At 26.5% G+C, this 14549-nt stretch carries 14 protein-coding genes; all 14 read left to right on the forward strand.

Annotated elements, in window-relative coordinates:
• Window positions 1–39 precede the first annotated feature (39 nt).
• The 14 genes from J7M77_RS05480 (at window position 40) to J7M77_RS05545 (ending at window position 14549) form a co-directional block, all read left to right on the forward strand.
• Window positions 40–543 carry a transcription termination/antitermination NusG family protein gene (locus tag J7M77_RS05480; protein ID WP_296876827.1) on the forward strand — a complete coding sequence of 168 codons (504 nt, stop codon included), beginning with the start codon at window positions 40–42 and terminating at the stop codon, window positions 541–543.
• On the forward strand, window positions 540–1040 hold the full coding sequence (locus J7M77_RS05485; protein ID WP_296876828.1) for a transcription termination/antitermination NusG family protein: 501 nt from the start codon (window positions 540–542) through the stop codon (window positions 1038–1040). The genes J7M77_RS05480 and J7M77_RS05485 overlap by 4 nt, the downstream gene beginning before the upstream one ends.
• A gap of 149 nt (window positions 1041–1189) precedes the next feature.
• Window positions 1190–1810, forward strand: coding sequence for a sugar transferase (locus J7M77_RS05490; protein ID WP_296876829.1), 621 nt, complete (start codon window positions 1190–1192; stop codon window positions 1808–1810).
• Complete coding sequence (locus J7M77_RS05495; protein WP_296876830.1) at window positions 1807–2601, forward strand: NAD-dependent epimerase/dehydratase family protein; 795 nt, start codon at window positions 1807–1809, stop codon at window positions 2599–2601. The genes J7M77_RS05490 and J7M77_RS05495 overlap by 4 nt, the downstream gene beginning before the upstream one ends.
• Before the next feature lie 43 nt (window positions 2602–2644).
• Window positions 2645–3652, forward strand: a complete 1008-nt coding sequence (locus J7M77_RS05500) for a hypothetical protein (protein ID WP_296876831.1) — start codon at window positions 2645–2647, stop codon at window positions 3650–3652.
• Window positions 3649–4476, forward strand: a complete 828-nt coding sequence (locus J7M77_RS05505) for an NAD(P)-dependent oxidoreductase (protein WP_296876832.1) — start codon at window positions 3649–3651, stop codon at window positions 4474–4476. Before J7M77_RS05500 ends, J7M77_RS05505 begins: the two co-directional genes overlap by 4 nt.
• 151 nt (window positions 4477–4627) lie before the next feature.
• Window positions 4628–5197, forward strand: a complete 570-nt coding sequence (locus J7M77_RS05510) for an acyltransferase (RefSeq protein WP_296876833.1) — start codon at window positions 4628–4630, stop codon at window positions 5195–5197.
• The gene (locus J7M77_RS05515) at window positions 5184–5924 is read left to right on the forward strand and encodes a glycosyltransferase family A protein (RefSeq protein WP_296876834.1); all 741 of its coding nucleotides are present in this window, start codon (window positions 5184–5186) and stop codon (window positions 5922–5924) included. Before J7M77_RS05510 ends, J7M77_RS05515 begins: the two co-directional genes overlap by 14 nt.
• Window positions 5925–6379: 455 nt before the next feature.
• Window positions 6380–7327, forward strand: coding sequence for a glycosyltransferase (locus tag J7M77_RS05520; protein WP_296876835.1), 948 nt, complete (start codon window positions 6380–6382; stop codon window positions 7325–7327).
• Between the two features lie 60 nt (window positions 7328–7387).
• Window positions 7388–8782 carry an O-antigen polysaccharide polymerase Wzy gene (gene wzy / locus J7M77_RS05525; RefSeq protein WP_296876836.1) on the forward strand — a complete coding sequence of 465 codons (1395 nt, stop codon included), beginning with the start codon at window positions 7388–7390 and terminating at the stop codon, window positions 8780–8782.
• 578 nt (window positions 8783–9360) lie between these two features.
• Window positions 9361–10308: a glycosyltransferase gene (locus tag J7M77_RS05530; RefSeq protein ID WP_296876837.1), complete on the forward strand. Its 948-nt coding sequence runs from the start codon at window positions 9361–9363 to the stop codon at window positions 10306–10308.
• A complete protein-coding gene (locus tag J7M77_RS05535; RefSeq protein WP_296876838.1) occupies window positions 10309–11745 on the forward strand; it encodes a lipopolysaccharide biosynthesis protein in 1437 nt (478 codons plus the stop codon).
• Window positions 11746–12147: 402 nt separating this feature from the next.
• The gene (locus J7M77_RS05540; protein ID WP_296876839.1) at window positions 12148–13266 is read left to right on the forward strand and encodes a DegT/DnrJ/EryC1/StrS aminotransferase family protein; all 1119 of its coding nucleotides are present in this window, start codon (window positions 12148–12150) and stop codon (window positions 13264–13266) included.
• Between the two features lie 5 nt (window positions 13267–13271).
• The gene (locus J7M77_RS05545) at window positions 13272–14549 is read left to right on the forward strand and encodes an ATP-grasp domain-containing protein (RefSeq protein WP_296876840.1); all 1278 of its coding nucleotides are present in this window, start codon (window positions 13272–13274) and stop codon (window positions 14547–14549) included.

Raw genomic sequence — 14549 nt, forward strand, 5'->3', positions numbered from 1 at the left:
ATATTCTAGGATGCTTTTTTATGAAGGGAGAGGGGTCATTTGTACTGGTATGTTGTTCATGTAAGAACTAATTACACTAATCAGGTCGTTGAATTTTTTAATCGCTTTGATGACATTAGTGCTTTTGTTCCTAAAATGGAACGCTGGTATAACATCAAAGGAAAAAAAGATTATTTGATCAAAGATCTTTATCCTGATTATGTTTTTATCAAAACTAGTTTAAATCTTGATGAGTTTAAAAAGCAGTTTCATCACTTTTTTAATAGTGTTGATAATTTAGCATCATTACTTGAACACGATGAAATTTATGCTTTAGACGATCAAGAAGTGGTGTTATTAGAAAAAATGCTTAATAACGAAAAAATCGTTCGCCATTCAGTCGGTAATATTGTTAATTCGGTTTTGATTGTTGATCAAGGACCATTAATCGGACTAGAAGACAAGGTTATTAAAATCGACCGTCATAAACGATTAGCTACCTTAGAACTTAGTCTATCAAACAAACAAATGAAAGTTCCCTTGGAAGTAGTAAGTAAATCATGACCAATTGGTATGTATTACACACACTAAGTGTTAAAAGTGCCCAACTGGTAAAAAGACTAAATCAAAAGGGAACAGTAGAAGCTTTTATTCCCTGTTATGAATATTATCGTCGCAGTAGTAAAAGCTATGAAATTAAGCCGATGTTTAACGGCTATGTTTTTGTAAAGTCCAATCTTTTACAAATAGAGTTTAATCAATTTCTTTATGACATGAAAGAAGAAAAAGATGGACTAATAAGACAGCTAAAAAACAAAGATGCATCGGCACTAAGAAAGCAAGAAATCGAGATGTTTGAAAAACTACTTGATGAAAACCACGTTGTAAGAATATCCCAAGTATTTTTACAAGATGGTAAAGCTAAAGTAATTAGTGGACCGCTAAGATACTTTGAAAAAAACATCATTAAAATAGACAAGCATGATCGATTTGCTTATTTAGATTTGTCTTTTATGGATAGAACCATAAAAGCAGGAATAGAATTAACAAGCAAAGAATAAGCTGGGGAGAATGGTTTACCGCCTCCAGCATGTATCTTGAATATAGTCAACTCTACTTGGGGTAGGGGAGACTATATTCTTTTTTTTGCTTTTTAGATGGGAGAGAGGAAAAATAAAAGATTTATTGTTTTATTTAAGCAGGTGGTTCAATGTATAAAAATGGAATTAAAAGAATATTAGATTTTATTCTTTCTTTATGCGGATTAATTGTATTAAGCCCGATATTTTTAATTCTCTGTATCTGGATAAAACTGGACAGTAAAGGTTCAGTTTTATTTAAACAGAAAAGAATCGGAATCAATAAAACATATTTTAATATCTACAAGTTTAGAACGATGTATATTGATACACCTAAGGATATGCCAACTCATATGTTAGCTGATCCTGATCAGTATATCACTAAAGCTGGCAAGTTTTTAAGAAAGACATCGTTAGATGAATTACCACAAATATTAAATATCCTAAAAGGGGAAATGGCAATCATTGGACCAAGACCGGCCTTATGGAATCAGGATGACTTAATTGAAGAAAGAGATAAATATCACGCTAATGATGTAAGACCGGGACTAACAGGCTGGGCACAAATTAACGGAAGAGATGAACTGGAAATACCGGTAAAGGCAAGATTAGATGGAGAATACGTAAAACGTATCTCTTTTTTATTTGACATCAAATGTTTCCTTGGAACGATCACATCAGTACTAAAGAGTGATGGAGTAGTTGAAGGAGGAACAGGAGAGATACATAAAAAGGATGGTGAAGTATCATGAAAAGAGTACTGATAACTGGAGCCAACAGCTATATCGGAACATCATTTGAAAAGTATATAAATGAATACCATCCAAACGACTATCAGATAGATACATTAGATATGCAAGATCCTAAGTGGAAGGAATATGACTTTTCTAATTACGATACAGTTTTTCATGTAGCCGGGATAGCACATCAAAAAGAAACAAAGGAAAATGCTTATTTGTATTATAAAGTAAATCGTGATTTAGCTGTTAAAACAGCATTAAAAGCAAAGGAATCAAAAGTAAAACAGTTTATATTTATGAGTTCAATGAGTGTTTATGGGTTAGATCATTCTAAAAAACTGATTGGTATTTATACACCAGCTAAACCAAAGACAAACTATGGCAAAAGTAAACTTGAAGCTGAAAAAGAAATATTAAAAATGGCTGATGAAAATTTTATAGTATCTATTGTAAGGCCACCAATGGTCTACGGTGAAAATTGTCCAGGTAATTTAACTAGACTGTTTAAGGCGGTAAGAAAATTTCATGTTTTTCCAACCATAAAGAATGAGCGCAGTTCTATAACGGTAGAAAAATTAAGTGAACAAATTGAAAAAATAATTTCGAATAATAAGTTTGGAATGTTTTTACCACAGAATGAACAGTATATGTGTACATATGAAATAGTAAAGAAACAAATGGAAGATGAAAAGGTAAAAGTATTATACATACCTTTTTTTAATTGGTTAATTAGATTATTGATAGGAAAAATAGGGTTAGTCACTAAATGCTTTGGTAATCTAAGATATAAAAAATATATTTAAATATATTTTATGAATAGAAATAGAGATAAAGATGAGGTGTTTTATGGTAGAACTAAAAAACAAACGAATTCTTTTTTTTGCACCATCTTTTTTTGGCTATGAGAAGAAAATTAAAATTAAAATGGAAGAGTTAGGTGCAAAAGTTGATATGTTTGATGAAAGATCAATCAGCAGCAGTTGGCAAAAATCTTTATTAAAAATAAATCCTGATATTTTTAAAAGAAAGACGGAAAACTATTACTTAAATATATTAAAAAATATCGGTGAAAGAAGTTACGATTATGTATTGTTTATAAAATGTGAAATGGCAACAGAAAAAATTTTAACAATATACAGGAATAAATTTTCAAAAGCTAAATTTTGTTTATATTTATATGATTCCTTAATAAATATAAAAAATATAGAAAACAAATTAAAATATTTTGATTTTATATGCTCTTTTGATCGGAATGATTGTTTAAAAAATAAAAAGATTCATTTTAGACCATTATTTTACTGCGATGAATATAAAAGAAACAATATTGAAAGTATAGATCATAAATATTATTTATGTTTTGTTGGAACTGTACACTCTGACAGATATAAAATTTTGAAAGAAATAAAAGAGTTAGAAAAAGACGGCAAATCGGACATATTTTTTTATCCATATTTGCAGAGTAAGTTTATTTATTATTTTTATAAAATAACAAAAAAAGAGTTTAGAGATACAAAAATCAGAGATTTCAAATTCGATAAAATTTCGTCAAAAAAAATTTCAGAAATTATTAATGACTCCAATGCAGTAATAGATATTCAGCATCCCAATCAAACTGGACTTACAATGCGTACAATTGAGATGATTGGAATGAATAAAAAAATAGTAACTACTAATAAAGATATAGTCAACTATGATTTTTATAATCCAAATAATATATTAGTTTGCAGCAGAAATGATTTCAAAATAGACAGAAATTTTATGGAAAGGCCATATGAAAAAATACCAGGATATATATATGAAAAGTACAGCCTTCATGGATGGCTGATGGAAGTATTCGGAGGTGATTTAAAATGAAAATATTAGTAACTGGTGCTAATGGATATCTTGGTCAGGGGGTGACAAGGGAACTACTGGAAAGAGGTTTAGATGTTGTAGCAACTGATTTTAATGATGAGAAAATTGATAAAAGAGCAGAAATAAAAACAGCAGATATCTTTAACATAAAAGATCCATATAAATATTTTGGAAGACCTGATATTTTGCTTCATTTAGCATGGCGAGATGGATTTGTACATGATTCAGTAAATCATATCAATGATTTACCAAAACATTATAATTTTATTAACAAAATGATTAACTCAGATATCAAGCATGTAGCTGTTTTAGGAAGTATGCATGAAATTGGATTTTATGAAGGAAGCATTAATGAACATACTTCATGTAATCCTCAAAGTTTATATGGGATAAGCAAAAATGCATTAAGAAAAGCAGTTGAACTTGTTTGTGGTGATAAAGTGGTTTTCCAATGGCTGAGAGGTTTTTATATAGTTGGAAACAGTACAAGTGGAAGTTCAATTTTTTCCAAAATAACTCAGGCTGTTAATGAAGGAAAAAAGGAATTTCCATTTACATTAGGATTAAATCAGTTTGATTTTTTGGATTATGATGAATTTTGTAAACTGGTAGCTGATACTGTGTCACAAACAGAAATTAATGGAATAATAAACATTTGTTCTGGAAGACCTGAAAAATTAGCTGACAGAGTAGAAAGATTTATTAAAGAAAATAACTACAGTATAAAACTTCAATATGGTGCATTTCCAGACCGACCTTATGATTCAAAGGCAATATGGGGAGATGATTTTAAGATAAATATAATAGAAAAAAATGTAAAATAAATATTTAAGGATAGATAAAAAAATAATGAATATTATGCAAATATATTAATTATTTATGAAATAAAAGATATTAGGCACATTAAAGATTTTTGTAATATGAGACACAGATAATGATAAAGTGATATTTTTAATACATTTTGAGGTGATATAGATGGATTTTAGGAAAATAATGTGGGCAATACGTTTTCAATTTTACAAAGTATATTTAAAAAAAGTAGGTAAGATTGGGTATTTTGGTAAACCAATCTCTATCATTAATCCTAAAAAAATTTATCTCGGTAATAGAGTTAGAATATATCCTGGAGCAAGATTGGAATGTCATGACAATGGAAGTATTGTAATTGAAGATAATGTTTCCATAGGACAAAATGTTCATATAACTTCTGGAAAAAAGGAATTGAGAATTAGATCAGGAACTACGATTACTGGAAATGTTTGCATTACAAATATGGATCATAATTATTCTGATATTGACAAACCAATTCTTGAACAAGGCTTTATATCAAAAAAAACAGTTATTGGAAAAAATTGTTTTATTGGATTTAATGCGGTAATACAGGCTGGAACAGAGTTGAAAGATCACTGTGTAATAGGTGCTCATGCAGTTGTTCGAGGAAATTATGATGATTATAGTGTTATTGCAGGAATACCGGCAAAAGTAATTAAAAAATATAATTTAAAAACAAATAACTGGGAAAGGATAAAAAATGAATATAAATAATAATGATATTACTGTAGTAATTCCAATGTATAATTCGCAAAAGACAATTATTAGAACATTGGATTCAATATGTAATCAAACTGGCATAAACTATATCAAAGAAATTGTATTAGTTGATGACGGTTCTACAGATGAAACATATAACATTGTAAATGATTATAGGAACCATGCAAAAACAAATGTGAGAATTATAAAAAAAGAAAATAGTGGTGTTTCATCAGCTAGGAATATTGGCATAAAATCATGTGATACAAAATGGATTGCTTTTTGTGATTCTGATGATTTTTGGGTACCTAAAAAATTGGCAGTACAAGCTAATTTTATTAATAATAACATTGATGTTGATTTTGTTGGAACAAATCACACGAAAAAGGTATTGAAAATCTTAGGAAAGAAAATAGATACTATTCATAAAGCTACAGTTAAGGAACTTTGTATAAAAATGTATCCACAAACATCTACAGTTTTAATTAAAAAGAAAGTTTGTGAAAAATGTGGTTATTTTGATGAAAAACAGAGATATTCAGAAGATGCTAATTTTTTTATTAAAGTTGCACATGATTTTAACTATTATTATATTCCTGAACAATTAGTAATTTATGATAATCATCAGGGAGAATCGAGAAAATCCGGATTATCAAGAAATTTAAAAGAGATGCATAAAGGAGAAAAAAAAATATTAGAGAATTTTATCGATTGGGATATTTCTCCATATTTTTTTATTTAATATTGTATATTTTTTATGAATTGAAATATTTTAGAAGAATCATAATCTCAAAGTTATATTTATAAAATGATTTTCGATTTTTATTAGACAAGATGAAAATATGGATTTGTAGATTGCTCTAGTTATTTCATAAATTTTAGAAATCTATTGTATCTAAAAAAAATTTTTTTTAATTTTTTGCTTAATTGACTTCATTATACAAATTTTTTATTTTTCTCTTAAAAAAACTATAAAATTTTGACTATAAGGATTAGAAAAGTATTATAGATTGATTAAATATATTTTCTGTTTTTTATTTAAAACACTAAATTTATATTAAATAATGAGGTTATTAAAATCATTTTTTATAAGGCAAAGACTTGGATATTAATAATTTAGATTTAGTTAATAGTAAGTAAATTCATTTTATTTGATTATAAAAATATTTTTAAGTTCATTTAATTAGATAAAAAGAGGTGATTAAAATTAGATTTAGTATAGTTGTACCAATTTATAATGTACAAGAGTGGTTAAACGAATGCTTAATAAGTATAATAAATCAGACATATAAAGATTATGAGGTTATATTAGTAGATGATGGCTCGACAGATAGTAGTGGTGAAATTGCTAAAACTTTTGCTGAAGGTTATAGTAATTTTTTTTATTTTGTTAAAGAAAATGGTGGCTTATCAGATGCACGAAATTATGGGATAAATAAATCAAAAGGTGATTATTTGATTTTTGTAGACAGTGATGATTATTTAGAGTTGAATTGTTTGAAATTAATAAGCAAAACTATTGATCAATATCCTGGGATAGAGATAGTTGAGTATAATGCAACTGTAAGATCTAAAGATAATTTACATAAACTAAATTTTGTTTATTCACAAACTGATAAACCTATCGAGGGTATTCGATACATGAGCGAGAATATAAAAAAAAGGTGCATTTTTGCGCCAGCATGGTTAAAATGTGTAAACAAAAAGTATTTAATTGATAATAATATTTATTTTAAAAAAGATAGAATACATGAAGATGAATTGTGGACACCAAAATTATATATAAATGCTTCTAAAATAATTTATGTTGATGAGACATTATATAATTACAGAATAAGGGATAATTCTATTACTACAAAAAAAGATAAGTCAAAAAATATAGAAGCAATTAAATTAAATTGTAATGAATTATTTAATTATTATAAAAAAATGAATTTAAAAAAAAGTGATAAAAGAGTTCTTTATGATTATTTAGCTCGGCAATATATGAGAAGATGGTCTTTTGAAGGCATAAATATTAATAAAAGCAAAGAGGATTATATATTTTTGATAAAAACATCTAAAACATTAAAAACCTTAATTAAACTATTGATCTTTACGACTGATATAAAGCTATATAAAAGAATAGCTAATAAAAAATTTTAAATTATATCATATAACTTTAGGTAAGGAATTAAAAATATATTTATTTTATGAGGAATTTGTATGAAAAAAATATTTACAATTAAAAAATATGATAGCATTGTAATATTACTGTTAATAAGTTCAATTCTCATGTTATGGATGTTTAAAAATATTAATATGATAACTTTTATTAGTATTATTCAAATAATATTATTTACTTTTTCGATTATCAAATCAAATATGAAGATATTTTCTATTTCATATATATTTGTGATATTGACAATTATTACCCATTTAGGGCATTTTTTTATTTATACATTCAATATTGATGCTGATGTACCATACTATTTTGATACATTCAATAATTTAGAAATTACTGATATTTTGGAACCAGGAATATTTATCTCGACAATAATAGGATTAATCATTATAGGAATGATAATAGGAAACAATATAAGATTTAAATATGAATTTAATAATAAGATGATACCTAATGATTATTTTAAGATTATTGGTAAAGTATTTATTTTTATAGGTATATTTTTTGAAATATATGTTGATTATAATCTAATTAGTAGCTATTTAACTGGTGGATATCTAGCAACTACTCAATTTGTCGAATCAGGAATAATAAATACTTTTTCAAATTTTTTTAAATATGGAATAATTTTTTTAATGATAGCATATAGAAAGGAAAAGAAAAAGTTAACTATACTTTATGTTCTGTATAATCTTTTTTTAATTATTCCCATGTTTAGTGGTAATAGATTTAATTCTATATTATTTATAATTGTAGGCGCATATGTTTATTTTATAATATTAAAAACAAAAATATCATATATAAAAATAATTAAATTACTAATATTTTCCTTATTACTATTAGCCTTCTTGAATATAATTGCTGATTATAGACAATCTAATTTATCATATTCGGATGTTGCTAATAATTTTATAAAATATTTAACTGGAAATAATATCATTTTTGATGCTTTTGGTGAATTTGGAGTTACATTTTATTCTGTATATTATAGTATGTTGTGTATTCCGTTAATAAATCCATATGGGTTTGGCCTTACATATATTACACCTATAATTACTGTATTTCCTAGTGTAAGTGGTGTGTTTGGTTTAGTGGATAAGTATTTGTTATATACTAATAATTTTCCATCTTATTATAGGGCTGGACTAGGCGGATCATATATTGGTGAGTTATATTTTAATTTCGGGTGGTATAGTTTGATATTTTCTTTATTTATAGGAATAATTATTGTATGGATAGAAAAAAAATTTATAATTTCGGCAAAAAATAATAACTGGATTAGTGTAATTAAAATTCTACCTATTTTTGTTATTCTTTTGATGTGGATTAGAGGATATTTTAGAGATTTTGTTAGAGTTTATGTTTGGAATTTGGTTCTTATTTATATGATTATATCTGTTGTTAATAAACTTCTCATAAAAAATAATAGAATATAAGACTAATGTAGGAATTGTTTAATAAGATAAAAATAGATATTTAATTTCAAAATTTTTTGATTTTTACACATGAAAAAGATTAATAAATTAGTTTGATTAATTAATGCTAAATATTTTTTATTTTAGTAAAAGTAAGAACTATGTTTTTAATAAACAAAGTTTATTTTTCTTCAGTAATAAAAAAGGTGGGATCAAGATATTAAATATATTTTTTAGTTCGTAGAAAGAAATTGTGAAATAGAGTGTTTAGATTATGCATTCTATAATTTTTTACAATTTTATAATAGTTTTGAATTTGTAGAGATGTATCAAGTATACTTAACTATATGTTAAAATTTTAAAAGAAAGGATATGAAGAGCTGAGAAAGGGCGAATAATAACAATAGTATGTATAAAATTTTTAAAACATAAATAGAGATGACATTGTTATTGATATTGATATCTTTCGTTTTCGTTATTTAGAATACAATTTGTTGAAAAAAATTGATTTAACGTTAGATTTTATTATTTTGAAACATATAAATATATTTATAAATTGTTGTTTATCTTAATCAGATTGCTTCATAGTGAGAAATAGTATGGAACAAGAATATAGAGTAAGTGTTTGTGTCATTACTTATAATCAAAAAAAATATATTGAACAAGCTTTAAATAGTATTTTAGATCAAAAAACAAATTTTGAATTTGAAGTTTTAGTGCATGATGATTGCTCATCAGATGGCACTGTTGAAATTTTAAAAAGATACAAGAAAAAATATCCAGATAAAATTACATTATTATTAGAAAGAGAAAATCAATATAGTAAAGGAAAAAAGATTATGCCCTTGTTTATCCCTTATGTAAAGGGAAAGTATATTGCGATTAATGAAGGTGATGATTATTGGTGTGATAATTCTAAACTCCAAAAACAGGTTGATTTTTTAGAAAAGAATGATGACTATTCCTTAGTTGTTCATCGAGCCAATATGGTTAATATTAAAGGACAAATAATGAAAACAATAGGAGGTAATAAAAATATAGATTACAGTATAAAAGATATTATATTAGGTGGTGGAGATTTTATTGCTACAAATTCAATGCTTTTCAGAAGTGAGTTGTTTTTTTCTCTACCGGATTTTTATCATAACTCTGATATAGGAGATTATATTATGTGTATTTATTATGCAAGTATGGGAAAAGTTCATTATATGTCACAAATAATGAGTGTATACAGATTTTCTTCTGAGGGATCATGGACGCAAAAATATATTGAAGATAATGATTTTTTTAACAAACATATAGAAAAAATGAAATCGATTTTGGATGAAATAAATGTACATTATAATTATAAATATGATAACATATTACAGGAAGAAATTGAAAATTATAATATGCAAAAAGCAATTCGTTATTATAAGTATTATGAATTTAAGAAAAATGATCGATATAATTTTAATAGATTAAGTTATAAACAAAGAATTATTTTATTTTGTAAAAGTTATTTTCCATTTTTAATTAAAATACATCATAAATTAAGGGGAATTTAGATGAATAAAATTATTTCAAATCTAATATGGAAATTTAGCGAAAGAATGCTGGCACAAATAGTAACCTTTATTGTTTCGATAGTTCTTGCTAGGCTACTTTCACCTTCAGAATATGGAACAATAGCTTTGGTAATGGTTTTTATTTCGATTGCTGATGTATTTGCTAATGCTGGTTTTGGAAATGCACTTATACAAAAATTAAATGTAGATAATGTAGATTATTCTTCTGTATTATATTTTAGTATATTTTTATCTTTTATAATTTATATCTTATTATTTATTCTAGCTCCTCATATTGCTGATCTTTATAATAATGAGTCATTAACCATGATTTTAAGAGTTTTAGGACTAAGAGTGCCTATAGCTGCGTTCAATTCTATACAGCAGGCATATGTTTCTAAAAATATGCTTTTTAAAAGGTTTTTCTTTTCTACGTTATTTGGAACAATATTATCAGGATTTGTTGGATGTATAATGGCTTATAAAGGGTTTGGAATATGGGCTTTAGTAGCCCAGTATTTAACTAATACTGTTGTTGATACTACAGTATTATGGTTTACTGTAAAGTGGAGACCCAATCTTGTATTTTCATTTAAAAGAGTTACAGCTCTTTTTTCTTTTGGATGGAAACTGTTACTTTCAAGCTTAATAGATACGGGATATCAGCAGCTTAGAAGTTTAGTTATTGGCGGTAAATACAGTTCATCTGATTTAGCATATTATAATAGAGGGCAACAGTATCCTCAGTTAGTCGTTACAAATGTTAATACTTCTATTAGCAGTGTTTTATTTCCGGCAATTTCACAAAATCAGGAGAATTTAGAAATTGTAAGAAATATGACTAGAAAGGCTATAAAAACAAGCTCATATATTATGTGGCCATTAATGTTTGGATTGGCTGTTATTTCTAAACCTTTAATTTCATGGATGCTTACTGATAAATGGTTGCCATGTGTTCCTTATTTACAAATAGCCTGTTTTACTTATGGATTTTGGCCTATTCATACTGCAAATTTAGAAGCATTGAAGGCAATAGGTAGAAGTGATTTATTTTTAAAACTGGAAATTATAAAAAAAATTATAGGTATAGTATTATTAGTAATTTCAATGAATTATGGAGTTATGGCAATAGCTTTAAGCATGATAGTTTCAACTTTGTTAAGCAGTTTTATCAACGCTTTTCCAAATTCAAAAATATTAAGATATAGCTATATGGATCAAATAAGAGATCTTTTACCCAGTTTGTTATTATCTTTATTAATGGCAATTATTATTTATCCAGTTAGTTATATAATTGATAAATCTCTTTTATTGATTATAGTTCAAGTGATATTGGGTGCAGTCATATATATGTTTTTTTCAATATTGTTTAAATTAGAACCATATACATATATAGTAAACACTATTAAAAATATAAATTCAAAAAATAAATGTTAGTGTAATAAAATTTAATATAGAGTACTTAGGATAGTAATGATTATGATCAATATTTTAATACAACTTAAATTGTAAGAGATATTTTATGTTTGGATAATTTATCTTATGGTACGTATTATGATAATAAATAAAAATAAACAGTTTGCTATTATATTATTTATACCACTTTTTTAAATTTAAATATGACAAATAATAAATGAATTAATTAGCTATTAGTAACACTATTTAGTGTTTTGTATGTTTAAACAATGATAAGTGTTTTGGTTATATATTTTATTTTTGCTTTCTTAGAATTGTTTAGAATACGATTAATGAAAAGCAAGTTTTAGAAGCTGTTTATCAAATAGAAACATTTAATAGGTTAAAAGAAAGTATTAAAGTTTATGATTATGGAGGTAAAATATGAATAAAATTTTAGTAACAAGATCATCTATGCCAGAAATAGATGAATATATTGATGAGATAAAAGATATATGGAATACTCATTGGCTTACTAATATGGGAAGTAAACATAAAAGACTGGAAAGTGAATTAAAAGAATATTTAGATGTAGAAAATATATCTTTGATGACAAATGGACATTTGTCATTGGAATTAGGAATACAGGCAATGAATTTAACGGGTGAGGTGATAACCACACCTTTTACTTTTGCTTCAACTACGCATGCAATTGTACGAAATGGACTGACACCAGTATTCTGTGATATCGATCCAGATGACTATACCATTGATGTTACAAAGATTGAAGAGTTAATTACTGACAGGACGTCAGCAATTATTCCAGTACATGTTTATGGAAATATATGTAATGTAGAAGAAATTGAAAGAATAGCAAAAAAATATGATTTAAAAGTAATATATGATGCTGCCCATACATTTGGTGTCAGATATAAAGGAAAAGGAATCGGTTCATTTGGAGATGCATCAATGTTCAGCTTTCACGCTACAAAAGTATTTAATACGATAGAAGGCGGAGCAGTATGTTTTAACGATGAAGAATTTGGAAGAAAACTTTATAAATTAAAAAACTTTGGAATCAAAAATGAAACAGTTGTCGATGGAGTTGGATCTAATGCGAAGATGAATGAATTTCAGGCCGCTATGGGACTATGCAATTTAAAACATGTAGATGAAGAAATTCAAAAAAGAAAAAAAATTGTTGAAAGATACCGTGATAATTTCAATGGTATTGATGGCATCAAACTGTCACCGGTTCAGGAAAATGTAGAATCAAACTATGCATATTTTCCAATTGTTATCGATGAGAAAGTATTCGGTGTATCCAGAAATGAAATATATGATGAGCTAAAGAAATATGATGTTTTTGCGCGCAAGTATTTTTATCCGCTAACTAATACATTTGACTGCTTTCATGGAAAATACGATGTAAATCAGACTCCTGAGGCATTGCATATTTCTAAAAGAGTTTTAACATTACCATTATATGCAGATCTAAAACCAGATGAAGTAGATCGAATTTGTAAGCTTATTTTAGATATGAAATCAAATTATGCGAGGTAATTATTATGGCAAAAGATAATATTTTGATTTTTCCCGCGGGAACAGAAATCTCATTTGAAATATTTAATGCTTTAAAAAATTCTAAATTTGTTACTTTATTTGGCGGTACAAGTATTGATGATCATTCATTAATGGTATATGAACGAATAATTACTGGCTTCCCCTTTGTTGACGATCCAGATTTCATACCTTTTTTAAATAAGATAATTGATAAATATGATATCGATTATGTTTATCCAGCTCATGACAGTGTTGTTATGAATTTAACTGAGAACAGGGAAAAAATTAATGCAAATATAATTACTACGGAATTAGAAACAGTAGAAATATGCCGTTCAAAAGAAAAAACATATAAATATTTGAAGGACGAAAATTTTATTCCTGAAATCTATTCAGCATGTGAATGTAAGAAATTTCCTGTTTTTTTAAAACCTAAGGTTGGTCAGGGATCGAAAGGTGCCAGAATCATATGGTCTAAAGAAGAATTAAAAATATATTATACGGATACAGATATAATTTGTGAATATTTACCAGGTGAAGAAATTACAGTAGACTGTTATACCGGTTGCAGAAACGAGTTAAAAGTTATATCTCCTAGATCGCGTTTAAGGATACGTAATGGGATAGCTGTAAAATCAGAAAATATCAAATTAACAGATGAAATCAGACAGATTGCAGAAATTATCAACAGCAGGTTCAAGTTTTTAGGAGCATGGTTTTTTCAATTGAAAAGAGATTCAGCAGATAACTATAAACTGTTGGAAATATCACCAAGAATTCCTGGAACAATGGGATTGAGCAGAAACAGAGGAATAAATTTTCCTTTACTGTCTATATATGCTAATAAGGGAATTGACTGCTCTATTATAACAAATGATTACAGTATTGTACTGGATAGAGCATTTATAAACAGATACAAACTGAATATTAATTATAATAAGGTTTATGTTGATTTAGATGATACATTGATCATAAACGAAAAAATAAATGTAACTCTTATGAGCTATCTATATCAGTGTATCAATAAAAATATAAGTATTTTTCTGTTAACCAGACATGCGAAAAATGTAGATGCTACATTGAAAAAACACAAGATTTCAAAAGAAATTTTTGAAAATATTTATCATATTGGTTCAGCTAAAAGTAAAGCGGAGTATATAGATCCTAAAAATAGTATTTTTATTGATGATTCATTTGCAGAACGGAATGATGTCAAAAATAAGCTGGGGATATATGTTTTTGATATAGATATGATAGAATGCTTAATCGATTGGAGGAAATAG

It is taken from the genome of Thomasclavelia sp. (assembly GCF_017889095.1).
In the GTDB taxonomy this organism is placed as follows: Bacteria; Bacillota_I; Bacilli_A; order Erysipelotrichales; family Coprobacillaceae; genus Thomasclavelia.

Bases quoted from the DNA above. Each gene is read 5' to 3' on its own strand.
- J7M77_RS05485 (WP_296876828.1), top strand. From the start codon at position 540: ATGACCAATTGGTATGTATTACACACACTAAGTGTTAAAAGTGCCCAA.
- J7M77_RS05490 (WP_296876829.1), top strand. From the start codon at position 1,190: ATGTATAAAAATGGAATTAAAAGAATATTAGATTTTATTCTTTCTTTA.
- J7M77_RS05495 (WP_296876830.1), top strand. From the start codon at position 1,807: ATGAAAAGAGTACTGATAACTGGAGCCAACAGCTATATCGGAACATCA.
- J7M77_RS05500 (WP_296876831.1), top strand. From the start codon at position 2,645: ATGGTAGAACTAAAAAACAAACGAATTCTTTTTTTTGCACCATCTTTT.
- J7M77_RS05505 (WP_296876832.1), top strand. From the start codon at position 3,649: ATGAAAATATTAGTAACTGGTGCTAATGGATATCTTGGTCAGGGGGTG.
- J7M77_RS05510 (WP_296876833.1), top strand. From the start codon at position 4,628: ATGGATTTTAGGAAAATAATGTGGGCAATACGTTTTCAATTTTACAAA.
- J7M77_RS05515 (WP_296876834.1), top strand. From the start codon at position 5,184: ATGAATATAAATAATAATGATATTACTGTAGTAATTCCAATGTATAAT.
- wzy (WP_296876836.1), top strand. From the start codon at position 7,388: ATGAAAAAAATATTTACAATTAAAAAATATGATAGCATTGTAATATTA.
- J7M77_RS05530 (WP_296876837.1), top strand. From the start codon at position 9,361: ATGGAACAAGAATATAGAGTAAGTGTTTGTGTCATTACTTATAATCAA.
- J7M77_RS05535 (WP_296876838.1), top strand. From the start codon at position 10,309: ATGAATAAAATTATTTCAAATCTAATATGGAAATTTAGCGAAAGAATG.
- J7M77_RS05540 (WP_296876839.1), top strand. From the start codon at position 12,148: ATGAATAAAATTTTAGTAACAAGATCATCTATGCCAGAAATAGATGAA.
- J7M77_RS05545 (WP_296876840.1), top strand. From the start codon at position 13,272: ATGGCAAAAGATAATATTTTGATTTTTCCCGCGGGAACAGAAATCTCA.